This window comes from Bacillus cereus group sp. RP43 (assembly GCF_040459645.1).
GTDB lineage: Bacteria > Bacillota > Bacilli > Bacillales > Bacillaceae_G > Bacillus_A > Bacillus_A mycoides_C.
Map to the genome: position 1 here is coordinate 578,341 of NZ_JARVHQ010000001.1, position 19,273 is coordinate 597,613.

Here is a 19,273-nt window from a genome sequence, read left to right on the forward strand (position 1 = left end):
TACAGTCCAAAAGAAAAAGATAGTTCCCTATGAAGGGGACTATCTTTTTTTAGTGTTTTATTCTTTCCCATCTAAAAGACGGCCAAGTCCGCCTAAAACGCTGCCTTCACCGCTATTTTGAGCTGCTGGGCTTGTAAGGCGTGCTGCTAAGCGGCTAAGTGTTAAGGACTGAATCCAAACTGTTCCAGGACCTTCTAACGTTGCGAAGAATAAACCTTCGCCGCCAAATAGAGCTGTTTTTACTTTTCCAACGAATTGAATATCGTAGTTAACATCTTTTGTCATTGCAACGAGACAACCTGTATCAATGCGAAGTTTCTCGCCAGGTTTCAATTCACGCTTATATACAGTTCCGCCTGCATGCATGAAAGCTAGACCATCACCTTCAAGTTTCTGCATGATGAAACCTTCACCACCGAAGAAACCAGTTCCTATTTTTTTAGTAAACTCAATTCCGATAGAAACACCTTTTGCAGCACAAAGAAATGCATCTTTTTGGCAGACTACTTTTCCTTGGTATTCTGTTAAATCAACAGGAATAATTTTCCCAGGATAAGGAGCGGCGAATGATACGTGTCGTTTGCCATGACCTGTATTTGTAAATACAGTCATAAACATACTTTCACCTGTAACGAGACGTTTACCTGCGCCCATTAATTTACCGAATAGACCACTAGATGGTCCAGAACCATCACCGAAAATCGTTTCCATTTCGATATGATCTTCCATCATCATCATTGCGCCAGCCTCTGCGATAACGCTTTCTTCTGGATCCAATTCAATTTCAACAAACTGCATATCATCGCCATATAATTTATACTCGATTTCATGTGCTTGCATTTTTTCACCTCATCATATGTAGTAATTATATTGTACAAAAATTAAAGAAATTAGAATACTGTAGTTTTGTTAATTTTTGAATAAAAATAGAATAAAAATTTATGATTATACTAGGCTTATAAAAAACGATGGGACGAAAGTGTTCTCATTTGACGTTTTTGATATAGCATGATATAGTGAAAACACTATTGAGCTACATAATGTGGTACGGAAATAAAGCACGTTGTATTAAAGGCTGTAAGCTTGTTATACATTCATGTCCTTTATATCCACCTTTTCATGTGGATTCATAGTTTCATTTTTATTTAGGAGGTACATGACATGCAAACAGGTAAAGTTAAATGGTTTAACGGCGAAAAAGGTTTTGGCTTCATCGAAGTTGAAGGCGGAGAAGACGTATTCGTACATTTCTCAGCTATTCAAGGCGACGGCTTCAAAACTTTAGAAGAAGGTCAAGAAGTTTCTTTCGAAATCGTTGATGGAAACCGCGGACCACAAGCAGCTAACGTTACAAAAAACTAATTAGCTAGCGAAAAAAAGCATTCCGAATTTCGGAATGCTTTTTTTATGCTTTAGAACCAGACTCATCTGAAGATAATTCACCTTTAAAGGTGCGTTCTTCAAAGTCATCAAGCAATTGTTCATATTCTTCATGTTCTTCTGTTGCAAAAACTTGCGGGTTTTTCCCATACATATCAGTTCCAATAAAATTTTCGAAATCCTCTACATACCCAACATTTTCTTCACTATTTACGTACATTCCATTATAGTTTTTTGAATCCTGTCTTTCTAAATCGGATGGTGTTTCTGATGTTCCGTAATTTGCGACGTCTTGCCAAGCATCTTCAGCATCGTACTCTACAGAATGATCTTCGTCGTGCTTGTGAAAAGAAGGATTTAGCACTTCTTCTTCAACTGGGCGCGTCTTCATATCTAATTTATTTGTAGTGTGCTGAATACACGTTGTAGCAGTTGGCATTGCTTCTAATCTTTCAAATGGAATTTCCTCACCAGACACTTCGCAAATTCCGTACGTTCCAGCTTTAATTTTTTGCAGGGCATGTTTCGTATCTTCTAGCTGTTTATGCCAAAATTCGATGAGCCCGAAATCTTTCTCACGTTCGTATAATTCTGTTGCCATATCACCTGGATGGTTGTCATAGCTAGATAATTCTCCTACTGAATCACGTTGAGATGCACGGTCTTCATTTTCATGAGTTTGTATCGTTTGTTCAATTTCTTGCTGTTGTTTTTCTAAGCTCGATTTAAATTGATTTATTTGTTGTGGAGTTAACATAGGTCGTCCACCTTCCTACAATTCAGTTTCTTTACATAGTATGAGCGTTGAGAGTAGGAATTATGAGATGAATTTCAGCCGGGAAGTCGGTATATGAAAAAAGGAGCCGCATAAGCAGCTCCTTTCTATCCCGCTATTTGCCGGGCAGTAAAACTCCCACCTTAAAATTTGCCTGGAGCAAAGAAGTTAGGTGGGAGTCGGGCTGCCCGTAAAAGCCCGATTGGTGCGGGCTAATAATCAGTGGGGATGAACAAAATCCCCACTGATTAAAGTTTCACTTTATAGGAAGTATCCAAGCAATAATCCGATTCCCATTAGGAAACCGAAAATTGTATTTGTTTTTGCTGTGGAAATCATCGCAGGTACCATTTCCATTGGAATGCTTTTGCCGATAAAGCCTTTCGTCGCTTTAAATGCTTTCGGTACACTTAAGAATACGATAAGCATCCATGGTGATACGATGTTAACGATGATTAAAGCGATTGTCCAAATGTAGGCAACGATAAACATAGAAGCAAGTACACCAACGGCTCTTTCGCGTCCAACGAGAATTGCTAACGTTTTACGACCATTTTCTTTATCACCATCTAAATCACGAATATTGTTAGATAGTAAAATTGCACCAATTAAAATGGAGCTTGGAATAGATAATAAAATCACTTCTGATGTTACTGCCCCTGTTTGGATAAAGAATGAAATACCAATAATAATGACACCCATAAATAATCCTGCTGTTAGCTCCCCAAATGGTGTGTACGCAATTGGAATGGGGCCACCAGTGTAAAGGTAAGCAACGGCCATACAAACAAGACCGATTGCAGCAAGCCACCAGCTAGAGTTCATACAAATATAAACACCTAATAGCGTTGCGATGCCTAAAAATCCGAATGCTAAGTTAAGCACAGTTTTTGGTTTAATACCATCGCGGACGATAGCACCACCGATTCCAACTGAACCTTCATGATCGAGTCCTCTTTTATAATCAAAGTATTCATTAAACATGTTTGTTGCTGCTTGAATGAGAAGACAAGCAAGAAGCATCATAAGGAAAAGAGGGAGATGTATTTGATTTATACCTCCGACCTGCATCGCATATGCTGTTCCGATGAAAACAGGAACGAAAGCTGCTGTTAATGTATGGGGACGTAATAAACTCCACCAAATGCGCCAGCCTGTTTGCTTACTTGGCTTTTGCGCCGTAGGAGAGGAATTCGTTTCGACGTTCATTTCCATGGTGAATCCTCCTTGGTCACATATTGTACACAATTAAGTGTAGAAAAAGCATCATTTAGTGTCAACGTTTATTTTCTAGGAAGAGAAGGTGAATTTCTCAGAAATGCTAAACGTTGACAGGCCTTTCCTTTGAGGTGTATCTTAAAATCAAGCGTAATTATGACTATTTTTCGCCCATAGGGGGGAGACAATTGTGATTCAAACGAAACAAAAAGGCTTACAAGAAGTTCTTGTTACAGCTATTAAGCGTGCGACTGATGAAAAAACATTAGTTAGTTTTGTAAAACAAATAGATTGGGTGGATCCACTTCTGTTTTATGCAGCAGGAAAAAGGATCGCATTCGAAAATAGATGTTATTTTGCGGACCCAGCTCAGCATGTAATATTTGCTGGAATTGGCTCTGTTTTCACTATAGCAAATTCTGCTCACAAACGCTTTCAAACTGCTCGTGACGAGTGGGATAAAGTAAAAGAAAAAGCATTCGTACAAAGAGAAGGATACGAATTTGGAACAGGTCCTCTTTTATTTGGTGGATTTTCATTTGACCAAGAAAAAGAAAAAACGAATCTTTGGAAAGAATTTGATGATACCACATTTTCACTACCAGCATTTTTATTAACTGTAAAAAATGAAAAAGCGTGGTTAACGATTAATAAGTTCGTTTCAGCTGAAGAGTGTGCAGAAACTCTTTATAACGAAATTATTTCGGTAGAAGAGAGAATTTTACAAGAGAGTAAATGTGCACTAGAAGGATCAAAATTAACAGTTACTTCTAAAGTAGAAGTTGATCCGAATGGTTGGATGAATGCGATTGGAAAAGTGCAGGATGAAATGAAGCAAGGGAACGTGCAGAAGGTTGTATTAGCAAGGGAGCTAAAATTAACGATGGATCAGCATATTGATTCCGTTCTTGTTTTAGAAGCGCTTCGCATTGGGCAACCGGATTGTTACGTATTTTCTTTTGATTATAAAGGAGCATGCTTCTTAGGGGCGACACCTGAGCGATTGATTCGAAAAGAAGGCGAGAAGTTTACATCGATGTGCCTTGCTGGTTCAATTGGTCATGGCAATTCTATAGAAGAAAGTAAACAAAATGGTGAGACGCTTCTTCATGATGAAAAGAATTTGGCTGAACACGGTTATGTAGTTAACATGATTCGAGGTGTGCTAAGTGAGCATTGCGAATCTGTTAATATTCCGGAGAGCCCAGGCTTATTAACGACGAAAAATTTAATCCATTTATATACGCCAGTAGAAGCAAAAGGTGATGCAAGTCTTTTAACGATGGTAGAAGAATTACATCCAACACCAGCTCTTGGTGGTACACCTCGTCATGAGGCGTTGAAATTAATACGTGATGTAGAGCTTTTAGATAGAGGATTATATGGTGCACCAATTGGCTTTATAGATGATGAAGGAAATGGTGAATTTGCGGTTGCACTTCGCTGCGGATTATTAAATGGCGAGAAAGCATCCTTATTTGCCGGCTGTGGTATCGTAATTGATTCAGTAGCTCAGCTTGAATATGAAGAAACAAGTTTGAAGTTTAGACCGATGCTTGGTGCTTTGGAGGAATTAATGAAATGAACAATCATATAGAAGCATTATCATATTATTTAGGCGCGTTCGTGGACGAACTGACGCGTCTAAATGTATGTGATGTTGTCATTAGTCCTGGCTCGCGGTCAACGCCGATTGCCTTACTAATGGAACAACATGAAGGAATGAAAACATATTTACATGTAGACGAAAGATCAGCAGGATTTTTTGCGCTTGGTATTGCGAAAGCAAAAAAACGTCCTGTTGCGCTATTATGTACGTCAGGAACGGCAGCAGCGAACTATTATCCAGCTGTATGTGAAGCGTTTCATTCACGATTGCCGCTTATCGTATTAACAGCGGATAGACCGCATGAATTAAGAGATGTGGGTGCACCACAGGCGATGAATCAATTTAATTTATACGGTACTTTTGTGAAGCAATTTACAGAGATGGCACTTCCTGAAGCGAGTGAAGCAATGTATCATTACGCTCGAATGACAACGCAGCGTACGATAGCAAGTGCCTGTTTAGCGCCGCAAGGACCTGTTCATCTTAATTTTCCAGTTCGCGAGCCGCTTATACCGGATTTCTCATTAGAAAGCTTATGGGATAAAGGGCGTGGTGAATATACAGGAGTAGTTCAGCAAGGGAACGTGACGATGCCGAGTGAATATGTAGATTCTCTTGTAGGGCGCCTTTCACATATGGAAAAGGGGCTTATTATTTGTGGAGACGGCAGTCATCCAGAAATCACAGACGTTGTTATGAAAGTAGCTGAGAAAACAGGGTATCCAATTTTAGCAGATCCACTTTCTAATCTCCGTAGTGGTAATCATGATAAAACGATGGTTATAGATTGTTATGATACATTTTTACGAAATGAATTGTTAAAAGAAACGTGGAAGCCGGATGTTTTAATTCGTTTCGGCGGAATGCCTGTCTCTAAAGCATTAACGCAGTTCATCAAAAAACAAACGAAAGCTGTTCATATCGTTGTTGATGAATCTGGACAATGGAGAGATCCAGCTCTAGTTGCGACAGAAGTTGTACAAGCTAGTGACATTGAATTTTGCAGAGCATTACTAGAGAAAATGCTAGTTATGAAAAAGAATGATTGGTTCGGAATGTGGAAACATATAAACGAGAAAACGAGAGAAACACTTCGTGAGATGGAAACATATGAAACGGCATTTGAAGGAAAAGTAATTACGGATATTGTACGTGTATTACCAGAAGGGGCAACGTTATTTGCGAGTAATAGTATGCCAATTCGCGATACCGATTCATTTTTCTTCACATCGGATAAAAACATTCAAGTAATGGCGAACCGCGGTGTAAATGGTATTGATGGAATCATTTCAACAGCTTTAGGAGCGAGTATTATTTGTGATCCGCTCGTATTAGTAATCGGTGATTTATCATTTTATCACGATTTAAACGGGTTATTGGCTGCAAAATTACATGAATTAAATATAACGATTGTTGTTGTGAATAATGATGGTGGAGGTATTTTCTCATTCTTACCACAATATGAGAAAAAGGAACATTTCGAATCATTATTTGGAACACCAATTGGGCTTGATTACGAGCATGTTGTCAAAATGTATGGTGGTTCATTTAGCCGTGTGAATGGATGGGAAAACTTCCGAGAAGAAGTACAAACTGGAACGACAGCGAAAGGATTACATGTTGTGGAAATTTGTACGAATCGCGAAGAAAACTTGAAATTACATCGTGAATTATGGGCGAAAACAATGGACGTTATCACTACATCTTTGCAAGGTGAATCAAAATGAACGTAACGCTGCAAGGTGTATCGTATGAATATGAAGTAGTCGGAAGCGGTGAACCACTTCTACTTCTTCATGGTTTTACGGGAAGCATGGAAACGTGGCGTTCTTTCGTTCCTTCTTGGAGCGAGAAATTTCAAGTTATTTTAGTAGACATTGTTGGGCACGGCAAGACCGAGAGCCCTGAAGATGTTGCGCACTATGATATTCAAAATGTGGCACTGCGAATGAAAGAACTACTAGATCATCTTCATATTGAAAAAGCGCACATACTTGGCTATTCAATGGGAGGTAGACTAGCGATTACGATTGCTTGTTTATATCCAGAATATGTACGTTCTCTTTTATTAGAAAATTGTACAGCTGGACTTGAAAGTGAAGAGTCTAGAAAAGAACGTCGTGAAAAAGATGAACGACTTGCCGATAAAATTGAGCAAGAAGGTATCCGAAGTTTTGTATCGATGTGGGAAAATATTCCGCTATTTGAAACGCAAAAACGTTTAGCGCAAAACGTAAAAGAAGCGGTGCGAAAAGAACGACTTGCTAATAATCCAAAAGGACTTGCAAATAGTCTTCGCGGCATGGGAACAGGGGCTCAGCCCTCATGGTGGGACGAGCTGCAAAACTTAAAAATGCCTGTTCTTTTAATAAACGGGGAGCATGATGAAAAGTTCTTTCGCATATTAAAAAACATTGAAAAATCCATCCCTCGCGCGAAATTTGTCAAAATTGATGGTGCTGGCCATGCAATTCATGTGGAACAACCGGAAAAGTTTGATACAATAGTAAAGGGATTTCTAAAAACTATGCAGTGATACTTTTTTCAGCAAGAAGGAAGTTGCACTTATAGAGGAGATCAGAAATATAAAAGGAGGTAGTAGTAATGACTATTGAATGGGTAAAAGAAGGCAATTACGAAGATATTATTTATTCAACATACAATGGCATCGCAAAGATTTCGATTAACCGCCCTGAAGTACATAATGCATTCCGTCCTAAAACGGTAATGGAGTTAATCAATGCTTTTGCACACGCTCGTGATGATGCAAATGTTGGCGTTATCATTTTAACAGGTGAAGGTGGACGTGCATTCTGTTCTGGCGGCGACCAAAAAGTTCGCGGTCATGGTGGATATGTAGGTGACGACCAAATCCCACGTCTAAACGTATTAGACTTACAACGTCTAATTCGCGCAATCCCTAAACCAGTTATCGCAATGGTAGCAGGTTATGCAATCGGTGGAGGACACGTACTTCATATCGTATGTGACTTAACAATCGCTGCAGACAACGCTGTATTCGGACAAACAGGTCCTAAAGTAGGAAGCTTTGACGGTGGATACGGAGCTGGTTACCTAGCTCGTATGGTAGGTCATAAGAAAGCTCGCGAAATTTGGTACCTATGCCGTCAATACAGCGCTGGGGAAGCGCTTGATATGGGCTTAGTAAATACAGTTGTACCATTAGAAGAGCTTGAAGCAGAAACAGTACAATGGGCACAAGAAATCTTAGCAAACAGCCCAATGGCACTTCGTTTCCTAAAAGCTGCATTCAACGCAGACACAGACGGTCTAGCTGGTATTCAACAACTAGCTGGAGATGCAACGTTATTGTACTACACAACTGACGAAGCAAAAGAAGGTCGCGACGCGTTCAAAGAAAAACGCACTCCGGACTTCGGTCAATTCCCTCGTTTCCCGTGATCAAACCAAAAGCGGAAGCGGCTTGCTTAGAATGTGAGTAGGAAGAAGTGAAGCCACCGAACATTCTAGCCGCTGTAGCTGGATGTTTTAAAAGCGAAGCCGACTGTTTAGCCCCGTTGGCTAAGGTTCTTTCGCACAGAAAGTGTTTTTTACTTTCTCGTGCGGAAGGTTCTTAGACGGAAGGGGCTAGGAGGCGCAGCTAGATGAGATCAAACCGGAAACAAAACAACTAAGAGACTTGATGTCATATCAAGTCTCTTTCTTTCATGAAAGGAGAATGGATGATGGAGACGATGCCGAATTGGTTAATGCAGCGTGCATTTTTAACACCAGAGCGCACTGCAATTGAAATAGAGGACGAAAAGGTTACTTTTATGCAGCTACATGAAAAAGTAGTATCTGTTTGTGAACACCTCACGCATGTAGGAGTGAAGCGTGGGCAAAAGGTGGCTGTTCTGATGAAAAATGGTATGGAGATGATTACAGTGATTCACGCCCTATCTTACGTAGGGGCAGTAGCTGTGCTTTTAAATACGCGTCTTTCAAGAGAAGAGCTACTTTGGCAAATGGATGATGCTGAAGTTGTTTGTTTAGTGACGGATCAAGATTTTGAGGCTAAAGCTGTTCCCATCTATTCATTCGCCGAGGTGATGAATGGACCGAAGGCGGAAGCATCTATACAAGAAGAGTTTTCTTTAGAAGAAGCGATGACGATTATTTATACGTCTGGGACGACAGGGAAACCGAAAGGCGTTATTTTAACATACGGCAATCACTGGGCAAGCGCAGTCGGTTCTTCGCTTAATTTAGGGCTTCGTGATGATGATTGCTGGTTAGCTTGTATGCCGATGTTCCACGTTGGCGGGCTATCTCTTTTAATGAAAAATATTATGTACGGTATGCGCATTTTACTCGTTCCGAAATACGATGCTGATTTTATTCATAAAGCACTTCAAACGAGGGGCGTTACGATCATTTCTGTCGTATCAAAAATGTTAACAGATTTATTAGAGAGACTTGGAGAAGGGACATACCCAGCTTCTTTACGATGCATGTTACTTGGCGGAGGACCAGCGCCGAAACCGTTATTAGAAACGTGTGTGGCAAAAGGAATCCCTGTGTATCAAACGTATGGTATGACAGAAACGTCGTCTCAAATTTGTACGTTATCAGCTGATTACATGTTAACGAAAGTAGGATCAGCTGGAAAGCCACTATTTCAGTGCCAACTTCGTATCGAAAAAGACGGCGTAGTAGTGCCGCCACATGCGGAAGGCGAAATTGTAGTAAAAGGGCCGAATGTAACAGGCGGTTATTTTAACCGTGAAGATGCGACGCGTGAGACAATTCAAAATGGATGGCTTCATACTGGTGACCTCGGTTATTTAGATGAAGAAGGATTTTTATACGTATTAGACCGCCGCAGCGATTTAATTATTTCTGGCGGAGAGAATATATACCCGGCTCAAATTGAAGAAGTGTTACTCTCTCATCCGGCAGTAGCGGAAGCCGGTGTTGTCGGTATGTCTGACGATAAATGGGGACAAGTGCCAGCTGCATTTGTTGTGAAAAGTGGAGAGGTTACAGAAGAAGAAATTCTTCATTTTTGCGAGGAGAAATTAGCGAAATATAAAGTGCCGAAGAAAGCATGTTTCTTAGAGGAATTACCACGTAACGCTTCGAAAAAATTGTTAAGACGAGAGTTAAGACAATTAGTGGAGGAGATGTAGGTGGAAATAAAAAAAGCGACACTGTATATAACGGAAATGCCACTCGTAATTCCGTTTGCTGCAAGCTACGGAACTTACGAAAGGCGTGAGAGTATCGTTATTGAATTAGAGGATACAGACGGGTACCTCGGTTTTGGTGAAGTCGTTGCATTTTCTGAACCGTGGTATACGGAAGAAACGGTGAAGACAGCACTGCATGTACTACAAGATTTTTTATTACCTGACTTATTAAGGGCTGAAATTTCTCATCCGAATGAAGTACCATCTTTGTTCCAAAATATAAAGAGAAACCGAATGGCAAAGGCGGGAATAGAAGGGGCTGTTTGGGATTTATATGCGAAGCGACAAAAGAAGTCATTAGCGACATTACTTGGTGGAACTAGGACTGAAATTGAAGTTGGTGTTGTAATTGGAATAAATACGATTCCGGTTATGTTAAAACAAATTGAGAAGTATGCGGAAGAGGGATACGAGCGTTTTAAAGTGAAAATAAAGCCAGAGCATGACTACGAATTATTGAAAGAAATTCGTAAAGAGTTCCCGAATATCCCGTTAATGGCTGATGCAAATTCAGCGTACACATTGGCTGATGTAGATAAGTTGAAACGACTAGATGAATTTCAACTTATGATGATCGAACAACCGTTAGCGGATTACGATTTTCTTGATCATGCACAGCTGCAAAAGCAAATTGAAACACCAATCTGCTTAGACGAAAGTATTCATAGTTTAGAAGATACGCGCGTTGCGATTACACTTGGCAGTTGCCAAATTGTGAACATTAAACCAGGGCGAGTGGGCGGATTAACAGAATCAATCCAAATCCATAATTATTGCATGGAGCATAACATACCAGTTTGGTGCGGCGGTATGGTGGAGATGGGGATTTCACGAGCGCAAAATGTTGCTCTTGCTTCATTGCCTAACTTTACGATTCCTGGAGATATATCCGCTTCTAGTAGACATTGGGAGCAGGATATTATTTGGCCGGAAGTAATGCTTGAGGGCGGGAAAGTGATGGTGCCGCAAAGTGTTGATGCTGAGTATGAAGTTGACCGCGGGAGACTGGATGAAATCACGAAACAGCGGATTGTTTTTGAGTGATAAATTGAAGCTTCCTTAGGCTGCTCTCAAATAGCGAGAGGATTTTTTCGTTAATTGTCGGTAAGTCGATATATTTCAATAATCGCTGATATAATTCGAGTTACGGTCGATATAATTGAAAAATCGCTGATATAATTCAAGTTGTGGTCGATATATTTGGCAAATCGCTGATATAATTTTATTTACCAAGGTTACTTTAACGAGTAGCCTTTTCGTATTGTACAAATTGGATAGACTAGTTTACAATCTAGCGTATAAAAACGGAATGAAAAAGGGGGAGTAAAATGAAGCGGATTTCAATTTTAATCGCTGATGATGAGGCAGAAATTGCTGATTTAATTGAGATACATTTAGAAAAAGAAGGGTACCATGTTGTGAAAGCAGCGAATGGGGAAGAGGCGGTTCATATTATTGAAACGCAGTCAATTGACTTGGTAGTTTTAGATATTATGATGCCGAAAATGGACGGTTATGAGGTGACACGCCAAATTCGTGCGAAACATCATATGCCAATCATTTTCTTAAGTGCGAAAACATCTGATTTTGATAAAGTGACAGGTCTGGTACTAGGCGCAGATGATTATATGACGAAACCTTTCACACCAATAGAATTAGTTGCACGTGTAAATGCACAACTGCGTAGGTTTTTTACGTTAAATCAACCGAAAGTAGCGGAGAGTAAATCTGCTTTAGAAATAGGCGGAGTCGTAATTAATCCTGAGCGCAGGACGGTTGATGTATATGGTGAGCAAATTGAATTAACGCCGAAAGAGTTCGATATTTTATATTTATTAGCGAGTCATCCGAAGAAAGTGTACAATGTGGAAAACATTTTTCAGCAAGTATGGGCAGATGATTATTATGAAGGCGGAAATACAGTAATGGTACATATTCGTACATTACGGAAAAAGCTTGGGGAAGATAAACGAAAGGATAAGTTAATAAAAACAGTATGGGGGGTAGGTTATACTTTCAATGGCTAACATGATGAAAAGCTTTCGTTTTAAAATGATTGCCTTATTTGCATTAAGTATGGTGCTCGCAGCTACTGTAACTTATATAATTTATAAAGGATTGCAGCTGTATTATAAAACGATGGTTCGCTACGAAGAGCCTTTAGCGCAATTTCGGTCAATGGTAAGGGAATTTGGAGACATTAACTTCTTTTTAATTTTCTTTATTCCGCTATCTATTATCTTTTTCTTCTTTTTGACAAAACCGTATTTAAAATACTTTAGTGAAATTTCTAATGGAATTCATCATCTTGCGAACGGTAACTTTACAAATAAAGTTCAAGTTTCATCAAATGATGAGTTTGGAAATATCGCGCGCGAAATAAATGTTGCGAGTGAAAAGTTAAAAGAAGCTGTGGAAAGAGGCGACTTTGCAGAAAGTAGTAAAGATCAGCTTGTTGTAAATTTGGCTCATGATTTAAGAACGCCATTAACATCCGTGTTAGGATATTTAGATTTAATTCTTAAAGATGAGAACTTAACAAAAGAACAAATTAAACATTTTTCCACGATTGCATATACGAAATCGCAAAGGCTGGAAAGTTTAATCGATGAGTTATTTGAAATTACACGTATGAATTATGGCATGCTAAAGCTGGATAAAAAGCCGATTGATATAAGTGAGTTGCTTATACAGTTAGAGGAGGAATTGTATCCGTTATTAGAAAAACAGCATTTAGAAGCTAGATTGAATGTGGATCCTCATTTACCGATGCACGGTGATGGAAAATTGTTAGCTAGAGTATTTGAAAACTTGTTAACAAATGCCGTTCGTTACGGATATGATGGACAATTTGTTGATATGAATGGGTATGTTGATAATGGAGAAGTTGTCGTACAAATTATGAATTACGGAGATAGCATTCCAGAAGAAGATTTACCTTATCTTTTTGATATGTTTTATACAGGTGATAAAGCGAGAACAGAGAACCGTGGCGGGACAGGCCTTGGACTATTTATTGCGAAAAATATTGTCGAGCAACATAACGGTACGATTTCTGCTGAGAGCAATGTAGTTAGAACGATCTTTGAAGTACGATTGCCAAAAGACGAGAATTTAACAACTTAATAAAAATTTAAACTTTACCCCACTTTTTATTTTAATAGTTTTTTCTATTCTATACGTAAGTTACGTTAAGGAGGAACTAGAAATGAAAAAGTGGGTATTTATTTCTTTTTTTATAGCATGCACAGTATGTGTAGGCTTTTATATATCACCGTTATTTCAAAAGGAAATCGACGTTAAAATTGTCGGAAAAGATGAGCTAGTAAAGGCGGCAAACACCGAGAGGAAAGAGATTACGAAGGAACAAATTTATAAGGGCGATTTATTATTAGTTAACAAAGATTATCCAGTAAAAAAAGATAGTATTAGGTCTGATATTATAAATGTAAATCATAATAGTGAATTAGTGAGAGGCTATGTAATATTTGATAGAAATCTTCGTTTATCAAAGGATGTTGTGAAAAAGTTTTTGAACGTTGTCGATGCGGCTGGAAAAGAAAGTGTTAACCATTTTTTGATTAGTAGTGGCTATAGAGATTTTCAAGAGCAAAAACAGCTATATGAAAAAATGGGATCTGATTATGCGCTTCCAGCAGGATACAGTGAGCATAATTTAGGCCTATCACTGGACGTTGGGTCTACTCAAAAGAAAATGGAGAAAGCTGCTGAAGGAAAATGGATTGAAGAGAACGTATGGAAGCATGGCTTTGTATTACGTTATCCGAAAAATAAAAGTAACATTACTGGAATTCAATATGAGCCATGGCACATCCGTTATGTCGGCCTACCTCATAGCGCAATTATGCAAAAAAAGAATTTCACACTAGAGGAATATTTAGATTTCTTAAAAGAGGAAAAAGAGATTTCGACTGAAGTAGAAGGTAAGAAATATACGGTTTCTTATTATAAAATTTCGGGGGATATGAAAGTGAATGTTCCGGCGAATAAGCAGTATGAAATTTCGGGGAACAATATGGATGGGGTTATTGTGACGGTTCAGGAATAGAAAAGAAGGCTGTTCCGTTTGGGACAGTCTTTTATTATATAAGGAAGTGAGGGGCATTTTTGTCGGTAAATCGATATTCCTTGTTAAATCGTCGATCTATTGTAAGTTACGATAGATATAATTTTCCGTACTATCAACATGCTGGAGAGCTCCTTTTTTATTTATTTTTAAACATTATAACGTTATATTTACTTCTTCCTTTTTCTGTGTTACGCTAAATGTGTGAAAGAGATATAAAAAATGAAACTTTAATGTAAGCGTATTCTTATGGCTTCTTATAGAAAAGGGTGGAAATACAATGACAGAACGATTCGTACTACGTAATGTGAAACGTGTGAACGGGGAAGAGATTGACATTGTAATTGAAAATAATAAAATCGCACAGGTGACGAAAGCTGGTACTGGCGAGGGTGGAAAGATTCTTGATTACTTTGGTACTTACGTATCGAGTGGCTGGATTGATTTGCACGTTCACGCTTTTCCAGAGTTTGATCCGTATGGCGATGAAGTGGATGAAATTGGCGTTAAGCAAGGGGTAACGACAATTGTTGATGCAGGTAGCTGCGGAGCTGATCGTATTGCAGATTTAGTACAAAGTAGAGAGCAGGCAAAAACGAATTTATTTGCCTTTTTAAATATTTCTCGCATCGGTTTGAAACGAATTGATGAATTATCCAATATGGAATGGGTAGATAAAGAGAAGGTAATAGAAGCAGTAGAAAAGTATAAAGATGTAATCGTTGGGTTAAAAGCAAGAATGAGTAAAAGTGTCGTTTGTGATAGCGGAATTGAACCGCTTCATGTAGCGCGTTCTTTATCTCGTGAAACATCATTACCGATTATGGTACATATCGGTTCAGCTCCTCCGCGTATTGAGGAAGTTGTACCTCTTTTAGAAAAAGATGATGTGATTACACATTATTTAAACGGGAAAGAAAATAATTTATTTGATGAAGAAGGCAAACCGCTACCTGTGTTACTAGATGCAGTGAATCGCGGCGTACATTTAGATGTTGGTCACGGTAATGCTAGTTTTTCTTTTAAAGTAGCAGAAGCGGCAAAGCGTCACGATATTGCCTTTAATACAATTAGTACAGATATTTATCGGAAGAATCGTATACACGGTCCAGTGTATAGTATGGCTCACGTTCTTTCGAAATTCCTTTACTTAGGGTATTCGCTGGAAGAAGTGATTGATGCGGTTACGAAAAATGCAGCAGCGTGGCTAAAAAAACCAGAGCTTGGCCGTATTCAAGAAGGAGATATTGCAAACTTAACTTTATTTACGGTGAAAGATGAGCCAATTACGTTAATTGATTCAGAAGGGGATCAGCGCATTGCTGAAAGAAGGATTGATACGAAAGGGGTTGTAATCAATGGGTCATTCATTGAATGCTAAGTACGGATTAAAAAGAGTGATTAATGCGAGCGGTAGAATGAGTATTTTAGGTGTATCCGCTCCGACAGATACAGTTATGGATGCGATGAAACATGGTGGACAAAATTATGTGGAAATTGCTGATTTAGTAGATAAAGCAGGAGACCATATTGCGAGAATTCTAGATTCAGAGGCAGCGGTCGTTGTGAATTCAGCATCGAGCGGAATTGCGCTTTCTATCGCTGGTATCGTTACAGAAGGAAATCGCCGTAAAAGTGAAAGACTTCATCAAGAGGTCATCGCGAAAAGCGAAGTGATTATGCTAAAAGGCCATAATGTCCAGTACGGTGCTCCTGTTGAAACGATGATTTACTTAGGTGGCGGTAAACTTGTAGAAGTCGGATACGCAAATGAAGGAAAAGCAGAACATATTGAAGATGCAATCGGTGAAAATACAGCGGCAATTCTGTATGTGAAATCACATCATGCTGTGCAAAAAAATATGATTTCTGTTGAAGAAGCTTGGGAAGTAGCGCAGCGAAATAACGTACCACTTATCGTGGATGCGGCAGCTGAAGAAGATATTCAAAAGTATGTGAAGTATGCAGACCTTGCCATTTATAGCGGTTCAAAAGCGATTGAAGGACCTACTTCTGGTATTGTCGGAGGGAAACGAAAATATATTGAATGGCTGAAAGTGCAATTACATTGCATCGGAAGAAGTATGAAAGTTGGGAAAGAAACAACATTTGGTTTACTTCAAGCGCTCGATGAGTACGGAGTAAAAGAAGATAAGAGCCAGCAAGAAAAAGAATTGTTACAAGTACTTATGCCGCTAAAAGAATTAAACGGTGTAAATGTAACGATCGTTCAAGATGAAGCGGGAAGAGCGATTTTTAGAGCACGTATTCATATTAATGAGAAAGAGTTAAATAAATCAGCGAAAGACGTTGTGACAGCATTACGCGAAGGGGAAATCGCAATTTACACACGTGATTACGGAGTAAGACAAGGATTCTTTGATATCGATCCACGTCCACTTCAAGGCGATGACATACATGTGATTGAAGAAAAAATGAGAGAAATTGTAGGGGGAAACTAAAATGACAAACATTCAAAAACGTTTTTATAAAGGCCGCGTAGCATTAAATGTATTAGCGAACAATATCCGAAATGCGAAAGAAATTTTTGAAGCAGCAGAAGGTTATGTAGTAGTAGGTGTATTATCAAAAGATTATCCAACAGTAGAAGAAGCAGTTACAGCGATGAAAGCATACGGAAAAGAAATTGATGACGCTGTATCAATTGGACTTGGAGCTGGAGATAATCGCCAAGCGGCAGTTGTAGCTGAAATTGCGAAGTATTATCCTGGTAGTCATATTAATCAAGTGTTCCCTTCAGTTGGAGCGACACGTGCAAACCTTGGCGCAAAAGATAGCTGGATTAATAGTTTAGTATCCCCTACAGGAAAAGTAGGTTACGTGAATATTTCTACTGGCCCAATTAGTGCAGCTGGAGAAGAAAAAGCAATCGTTCCAATTAAAACAGCGATCGCACTTGTACGTGATATGGGCGGAAATTCATTGAAGTACTTCCCGATGAAAGGTTTAGCTCATGAAGAAGAATATCACGCAGTTGCGAAAGCTTGTGCGGAAGAAGGATTCGCATTAGAGCCAACGGGCGGAATTGATAAAGAAAACTTCGAAACAATTGTACGTATTGCGCTTGAGGCAAATGTAGAGCAAGTTATTCCGCACGTGTACTCTTCTATTATTGATAAAGAAACTGGCAATACGAAAGTAGAAGATGTACGCGAACTATTAGCGGTAGTGAAGAAGTTAGTTGATCAATATGCGTAAGAAAATTGCAGCATTCGGTGAAGTAATGATGCGCCTGCAAGTACCAGGATATGAATTGTTATCACAAGCTAACACATTAAAATACTCATTTTCTGGTACAGGTGTGAACGTGGCAGCAGCACTTTCTCATCTCGGGCATGAAGGATTTCTTATTTCAACTTTACCGGAAAATTCGGTTGGAGATGCGGCATTATCATACATTCAAAAGTTAGGTGTGCAAACCCCGCTTGTTTCAAGAGGCGGCAAACATGTTGGCATGTACTTTTTAGAAAATGGATTTGGAGCACGTGCAAGCCGCGTTACATATTCGAATCGACTAGAAAGTAGTTTCAATACGGCATGTGAAGAGATGTACCAATTCGAAGAAATCGCAAAAGAAATTGATATCGTTCATTTTTGCGGTATTACACTTGCGATGAATGATACTGTGCGCCATCATATGAAATCTTTAGCGAAAGCAGTTAAAGAAAACGGAGGCACCGTCGTTTTTGATTGCAACTATCGTCCATCGCTTTGGGGAGAAGATGGATATGAACAGGCGAAGCCGCATTATGAAGAGATGCTTGGGCTAGCTGATATTGTAATGATGAATGAAAAAGATGCAATGTTCGTTCTAGGAATGAAAACAGAAGAGACGGAGCGAGAGGCACAGCTGATGGATCTCATTCCAAAGGTCGCTGAAACGTATAGTATCACTACAATTTCTGGTACACATCGCTCTATTAATAGCGATAATACACACTCGCTTCGCGGGTTTATATGTAAAGATGGTGCGTTCACTTTTGCAAAAACACTTACGTTTTCTGTATATGATAGAATAGGTGCTGGAGATGCTTATACGAGCGGGATTATTCATGGCGAGATAGAAGAGTTTGCACCAGAGAAAGCTGTTTCATTTGCGTCAGCAGCTGGAATGCTTGCACATACAATCGTCGGTGATACGCCAATGTCATCAGGGAAAGATATACTTCGGGCAATGACGGCATCAGTAGGTGATGTAGAAAGGTAGTGGGTGTAACGGTGAACGTAACGAGAAAAAAAGGACCATTATATTTACAAATAAAAAATATTATTCGTGATCGAATATTACATGGTGTATATGCGATTCATACGAATATTCCTTCAGAACCGCAATTAGAGGAAGAGTTCAAAGTGAGCAAAATTACAGTTCGTAATGCGATTAAAGAACTCGCTCAAGAAGGATATTTGGAAAAGAAAAGCGGTAAAGGAACGAAAGTGATTCGTAATACTTCTGCGACAAAACTGTCGAAGGGTAAGAAATTTACTGAAGTGTTAGTGGAAGAAGGATATAAAGTACAAAAGAAATTGCTAAAGGCAGAAGTGGTTCATAATGAAGAAGGAACAGTACCGTTTCGATTATTCGGTAAAGAGAGTTTCCGTATTGAACGATTATATGCGTTAAATGATGCGCCGTACATTCATTATACGCACTACTTCTCAGCGCAAATGGCAAGTACAGATTTATCGGACTTTGATTTACAATCGCTTTACGATTTAGTCGAGGACCGAGGTATACATTTAGAAAACTTCAGAGATGAATTCGCAGTTGGATTTGCGCCTAGTTTCGTTGCAGAAGCGTTAAGTGAAAAAGAAGGCGCTGCATTATTAAAACGTATGCGCTATTCTTACGATGAAGTTGGCGAAGTAATTGAATATAGTGAAGGCTACTACAACACGGAAATGCAGCATTATGTAGTTAATTATGACGTATAAAAAAGAGGGTTTTTTCCCTCTTTTTTATTATAAAGTAA

Annotated in this window: 18 protein-coding genes; 15 read left to right on the forward strand and 3 right to left on the reverse strand. The window is 39.1% G+C overall.

The genetic code is table 11. The features are described 5' to 3' along the window. Positions 1-57: 57 nt before the first annotated feature. Positions 58-840 (reverse strand): TIGR00266 family protein, encoded by a 783-nt coding sequence (locus QCI75_RS03000; RefSeq protein WP_098775843.1) that lies wholly within the window; start codon positions 838-840, stop codon positions 58-60. Between the two features lie 321 nt (positions 841-1,161). Here QCI75_RS03000 and cspD point away from each other — a divergent pair, with 321 nt between their 5' ends. Next, positions 1,162-1,362 (forward strand): cold-shock protein CspD, encoded by a 201-nt coding sequence (gene cspD / locus QCI75_RS03005; RefSeq protein WP_001193051.1) that lies wholly within the window; start codon positions 1,162-1,164, stop codon positions 1,360-1,362. A gap of 43 nt (positions 1,363-1,405) precedes the next feature. On the opposite strand, the gene QCI75_RS03010 is transcribed toward cspD, so the two are convergent. Both QCI75_RS03010 and QCI75_RS03015 read right to left on the reverse strand, forming a co-directional pair. Next, positions 1,406-2,137 (reverse strand): yteA family sporulation protein, encoded by a 732-nt coding sequence (locus QCI75_RS03010; protein ID WP_144508691.1) that lies wholly within the window; start codon positions 2,135-2,137, stop codon positions 1,406-1,408. A 279-nt stretch (positions 2,138-2,416) separates the two neighbouring features. Continuing rightward, positions 2,417-3,370 carry a 1,4-dihydroxy-2-naphthoate polyprenyltransferase gene (locus QCI75_RS03015; RefSeq protein WP_144508692.1) on the reverse strand — a complete coding sequence of 318 codons (954 nt, stop codon included), beginning with the start codon at positions 3,368-3,370 and terminating at the stop codon, positions 2,417-2,419. Between the two features lie 193 nt (positions 3,371-3,563). Here QCI75_RS03015 and QCI75_RS03020 point away from each other — a divergent pair, with 193 nt between their 5' ends. The 14 genes from QCI75_RS03020 (at position 3,564) to QCI75_RS03085 (ending at position 19,235) form a co-directional block, all read left to right on the forward strand. Continuing rightward, on the forward strand, positions 3,564-4,958 hold the full coding sequence (locus tag QCI75_RS03020; RefSeq protein WP_144508693.1) for an isochorismate synthase: 1,395 nt from the start codon (positions 3,564-3,566) through the stop codon (positions 4,956-4,958). Next, the gene (menD, locus tag QCI75_RS03025) at positions 4,955-6,709 is read left to right on the forward strand and encodes a 2-succinyl-5-enolpyruvyl-6-hydroxy-3-cyclohexene-1-carboxylic-acid synthase (RefSeq protein ID WP_353759954.1); all 1,755 of its coding nucleotides are present in this window, start codon (positions 4,955-4,957) and stop codon (positions 6,707-6,709) included. The genes QCI75_RS03020 and menD overlap by 4 nt, the downstream gene beginning before the upstream one ends. Further along, complete coding sequence (gene menH / locus QCI75_RS03030; RefSeq protein ID WP_353759955.1) at positions 6,706-7,518, forward strand: 2-succinyl-6-hydroxy-2,4-cyclohexadiene-1-carboxylate synthase; 813 nt, start codon at positions 6,706-6,708, stop codon at positions 7,516-7,518. Before menD ends, menH begins: the two co-directional genes overlap by 4 nt. A 68-nt stretch (positions 7,519-7,586) precedes the next feature. Beyond that, on the forward strand, positions 7,587-8,405 hold the full coding sequence (gene menB, locus QCI75_RS03035; protein WP_144508696.1) for a 1,4-dihydroxy-2-naphthoyl-CoA synthase: 819 nt from the start codon (positions 7,587-7,589) through the stop codon (positions 8,403-8,405). 284 nt (positions 8,406-8,689) lie between these two features. Continuing rightward, positions 8,690-10,135, forward strand: a complete 1,446-nt coding sequence (locus QCI75_RS03040) for an o-succinylbenzoate--CoA ligase (protein ID WP_353759956.1) — start codon at positions 8,690-8,692, stop codon at positions 10,133-10,135. After that, positions 10,136-11,239, forward strand: a complete 1,104-nt coding sequence (gene menC / locus QCI75_RS03045; RefSeq protein WP_144507026.1) for an o-succinylbenzoate synthase — start codon at positions 10,136-10,138, stop codon at positions 11,237-11,239. It abuts the gene before it with no gap. A gap of 284 nt (positions 11,240-11,523) precedes the next feature. Then, positions 11,524-12,222 carry a response regulator transcription factor gene (locus QCI75_RS03050; RefSeq protein WP_144507025.1) on the forward strand — a complete coding sequence of 233 codons (699 nt, stop codon included), beginning with the start codon at positions 11,524-11,526 and terminating at the stop codon, positions 12,220-12,222. Then, positions 12,215-13,321, forward strand: a complete 1,107-nt coding sequence (locus QCI75_RS03055) for a sensor histidine kinase (RefSeq protein ID WP_144507024.1) — start codon at positions 12,215-12,217, stop codon at positions 13,319-13,321. The genes QCI75_RS03050 and QCI75_RS03055 overlap by 8 nt, the downstream gene beginning before the upstream one ends. Before the next feature lie 82 nt (positions 13,322-13,403). After that, positions 13,404-14,264 (forward strand): M15 family metallopeptidase, encoded by an 861-nt coding sequence (locus QCI75_RS03060; protein ID WP_144507023.1) that lies wholly within the window; start codon positions 13,404-13,406, stop codon positions 14,262-14,264. Between the two features lie 298 nt (positions 14,265-14,562). Continuing rightward, complete coding sequence (locus tag QCI75_RS03065) at positions 14,563-15,663, forward strand: amidohydrolase/deacetylase family metallohydrolase (protein WP_144507022.1); 1,101 nt, start codon at positions 14,563-14,565, stop codon at positions 15,661-15,663. Further along, positions 15,641-16,744, forward strand: a complete 1,104-nt coding sequence (locus QCI75_RS03070) for a DgaE family pyridoxal phosphate-dependent ammonia lyase (RefSeq protein ID WP_144507021.1) — start codon at positions 15,641-15,643, stop codon at positions 16,742-16,744. The genes QCI75_RS03065 and QCI75_RS03070 overlap by 23 nt, the downstream gene beginning before the upstream one ends. A 1-nt stretch (position 16,745) precedes the next feature. Beyond that, on the forward strand, positions 16,746-17,501 hold the full coding sequence (gene dagF / locus QCI75_RS03075; protein ID WP_144507020.1) for a 2-dehydro-3-deoxy-phosphogluconate aldolase: 756 nt from the start codon (positions 16,746-16,748) through the stop codon (positions 17,499-17,501). Then, a complete protein-coding gene (locus tag QCI75_RS03080) occupies positions 17,494-18,510 on the forward strand; it encodes a sugar kinase (protein WP_144507019.1) in 1,017 nt (338 codons plus the stop codon). The genes dagF and QCI75_RS03080 overlap by 8 nt, the downstream gene beginning before the upstream one ends. Beyond that, positions 18,510-19,235, forward strand: a complete 726-nt coding sequence (locus tag QCI75_RS03085) for a GntR family transcriptional regulator (RefSeq protein WP_144507018.1) — start codon at positions 18,510-18,512, stop codon at positions 19,233-19,235. The genes QCI75_RS03080 and QCI75_RS03085 overlap by 1 nt, the downstream gene beginning before the upstream one ends. The last annotated feature ends 38 nt before the right edge of the window (positions 19,236-19,273 follow it).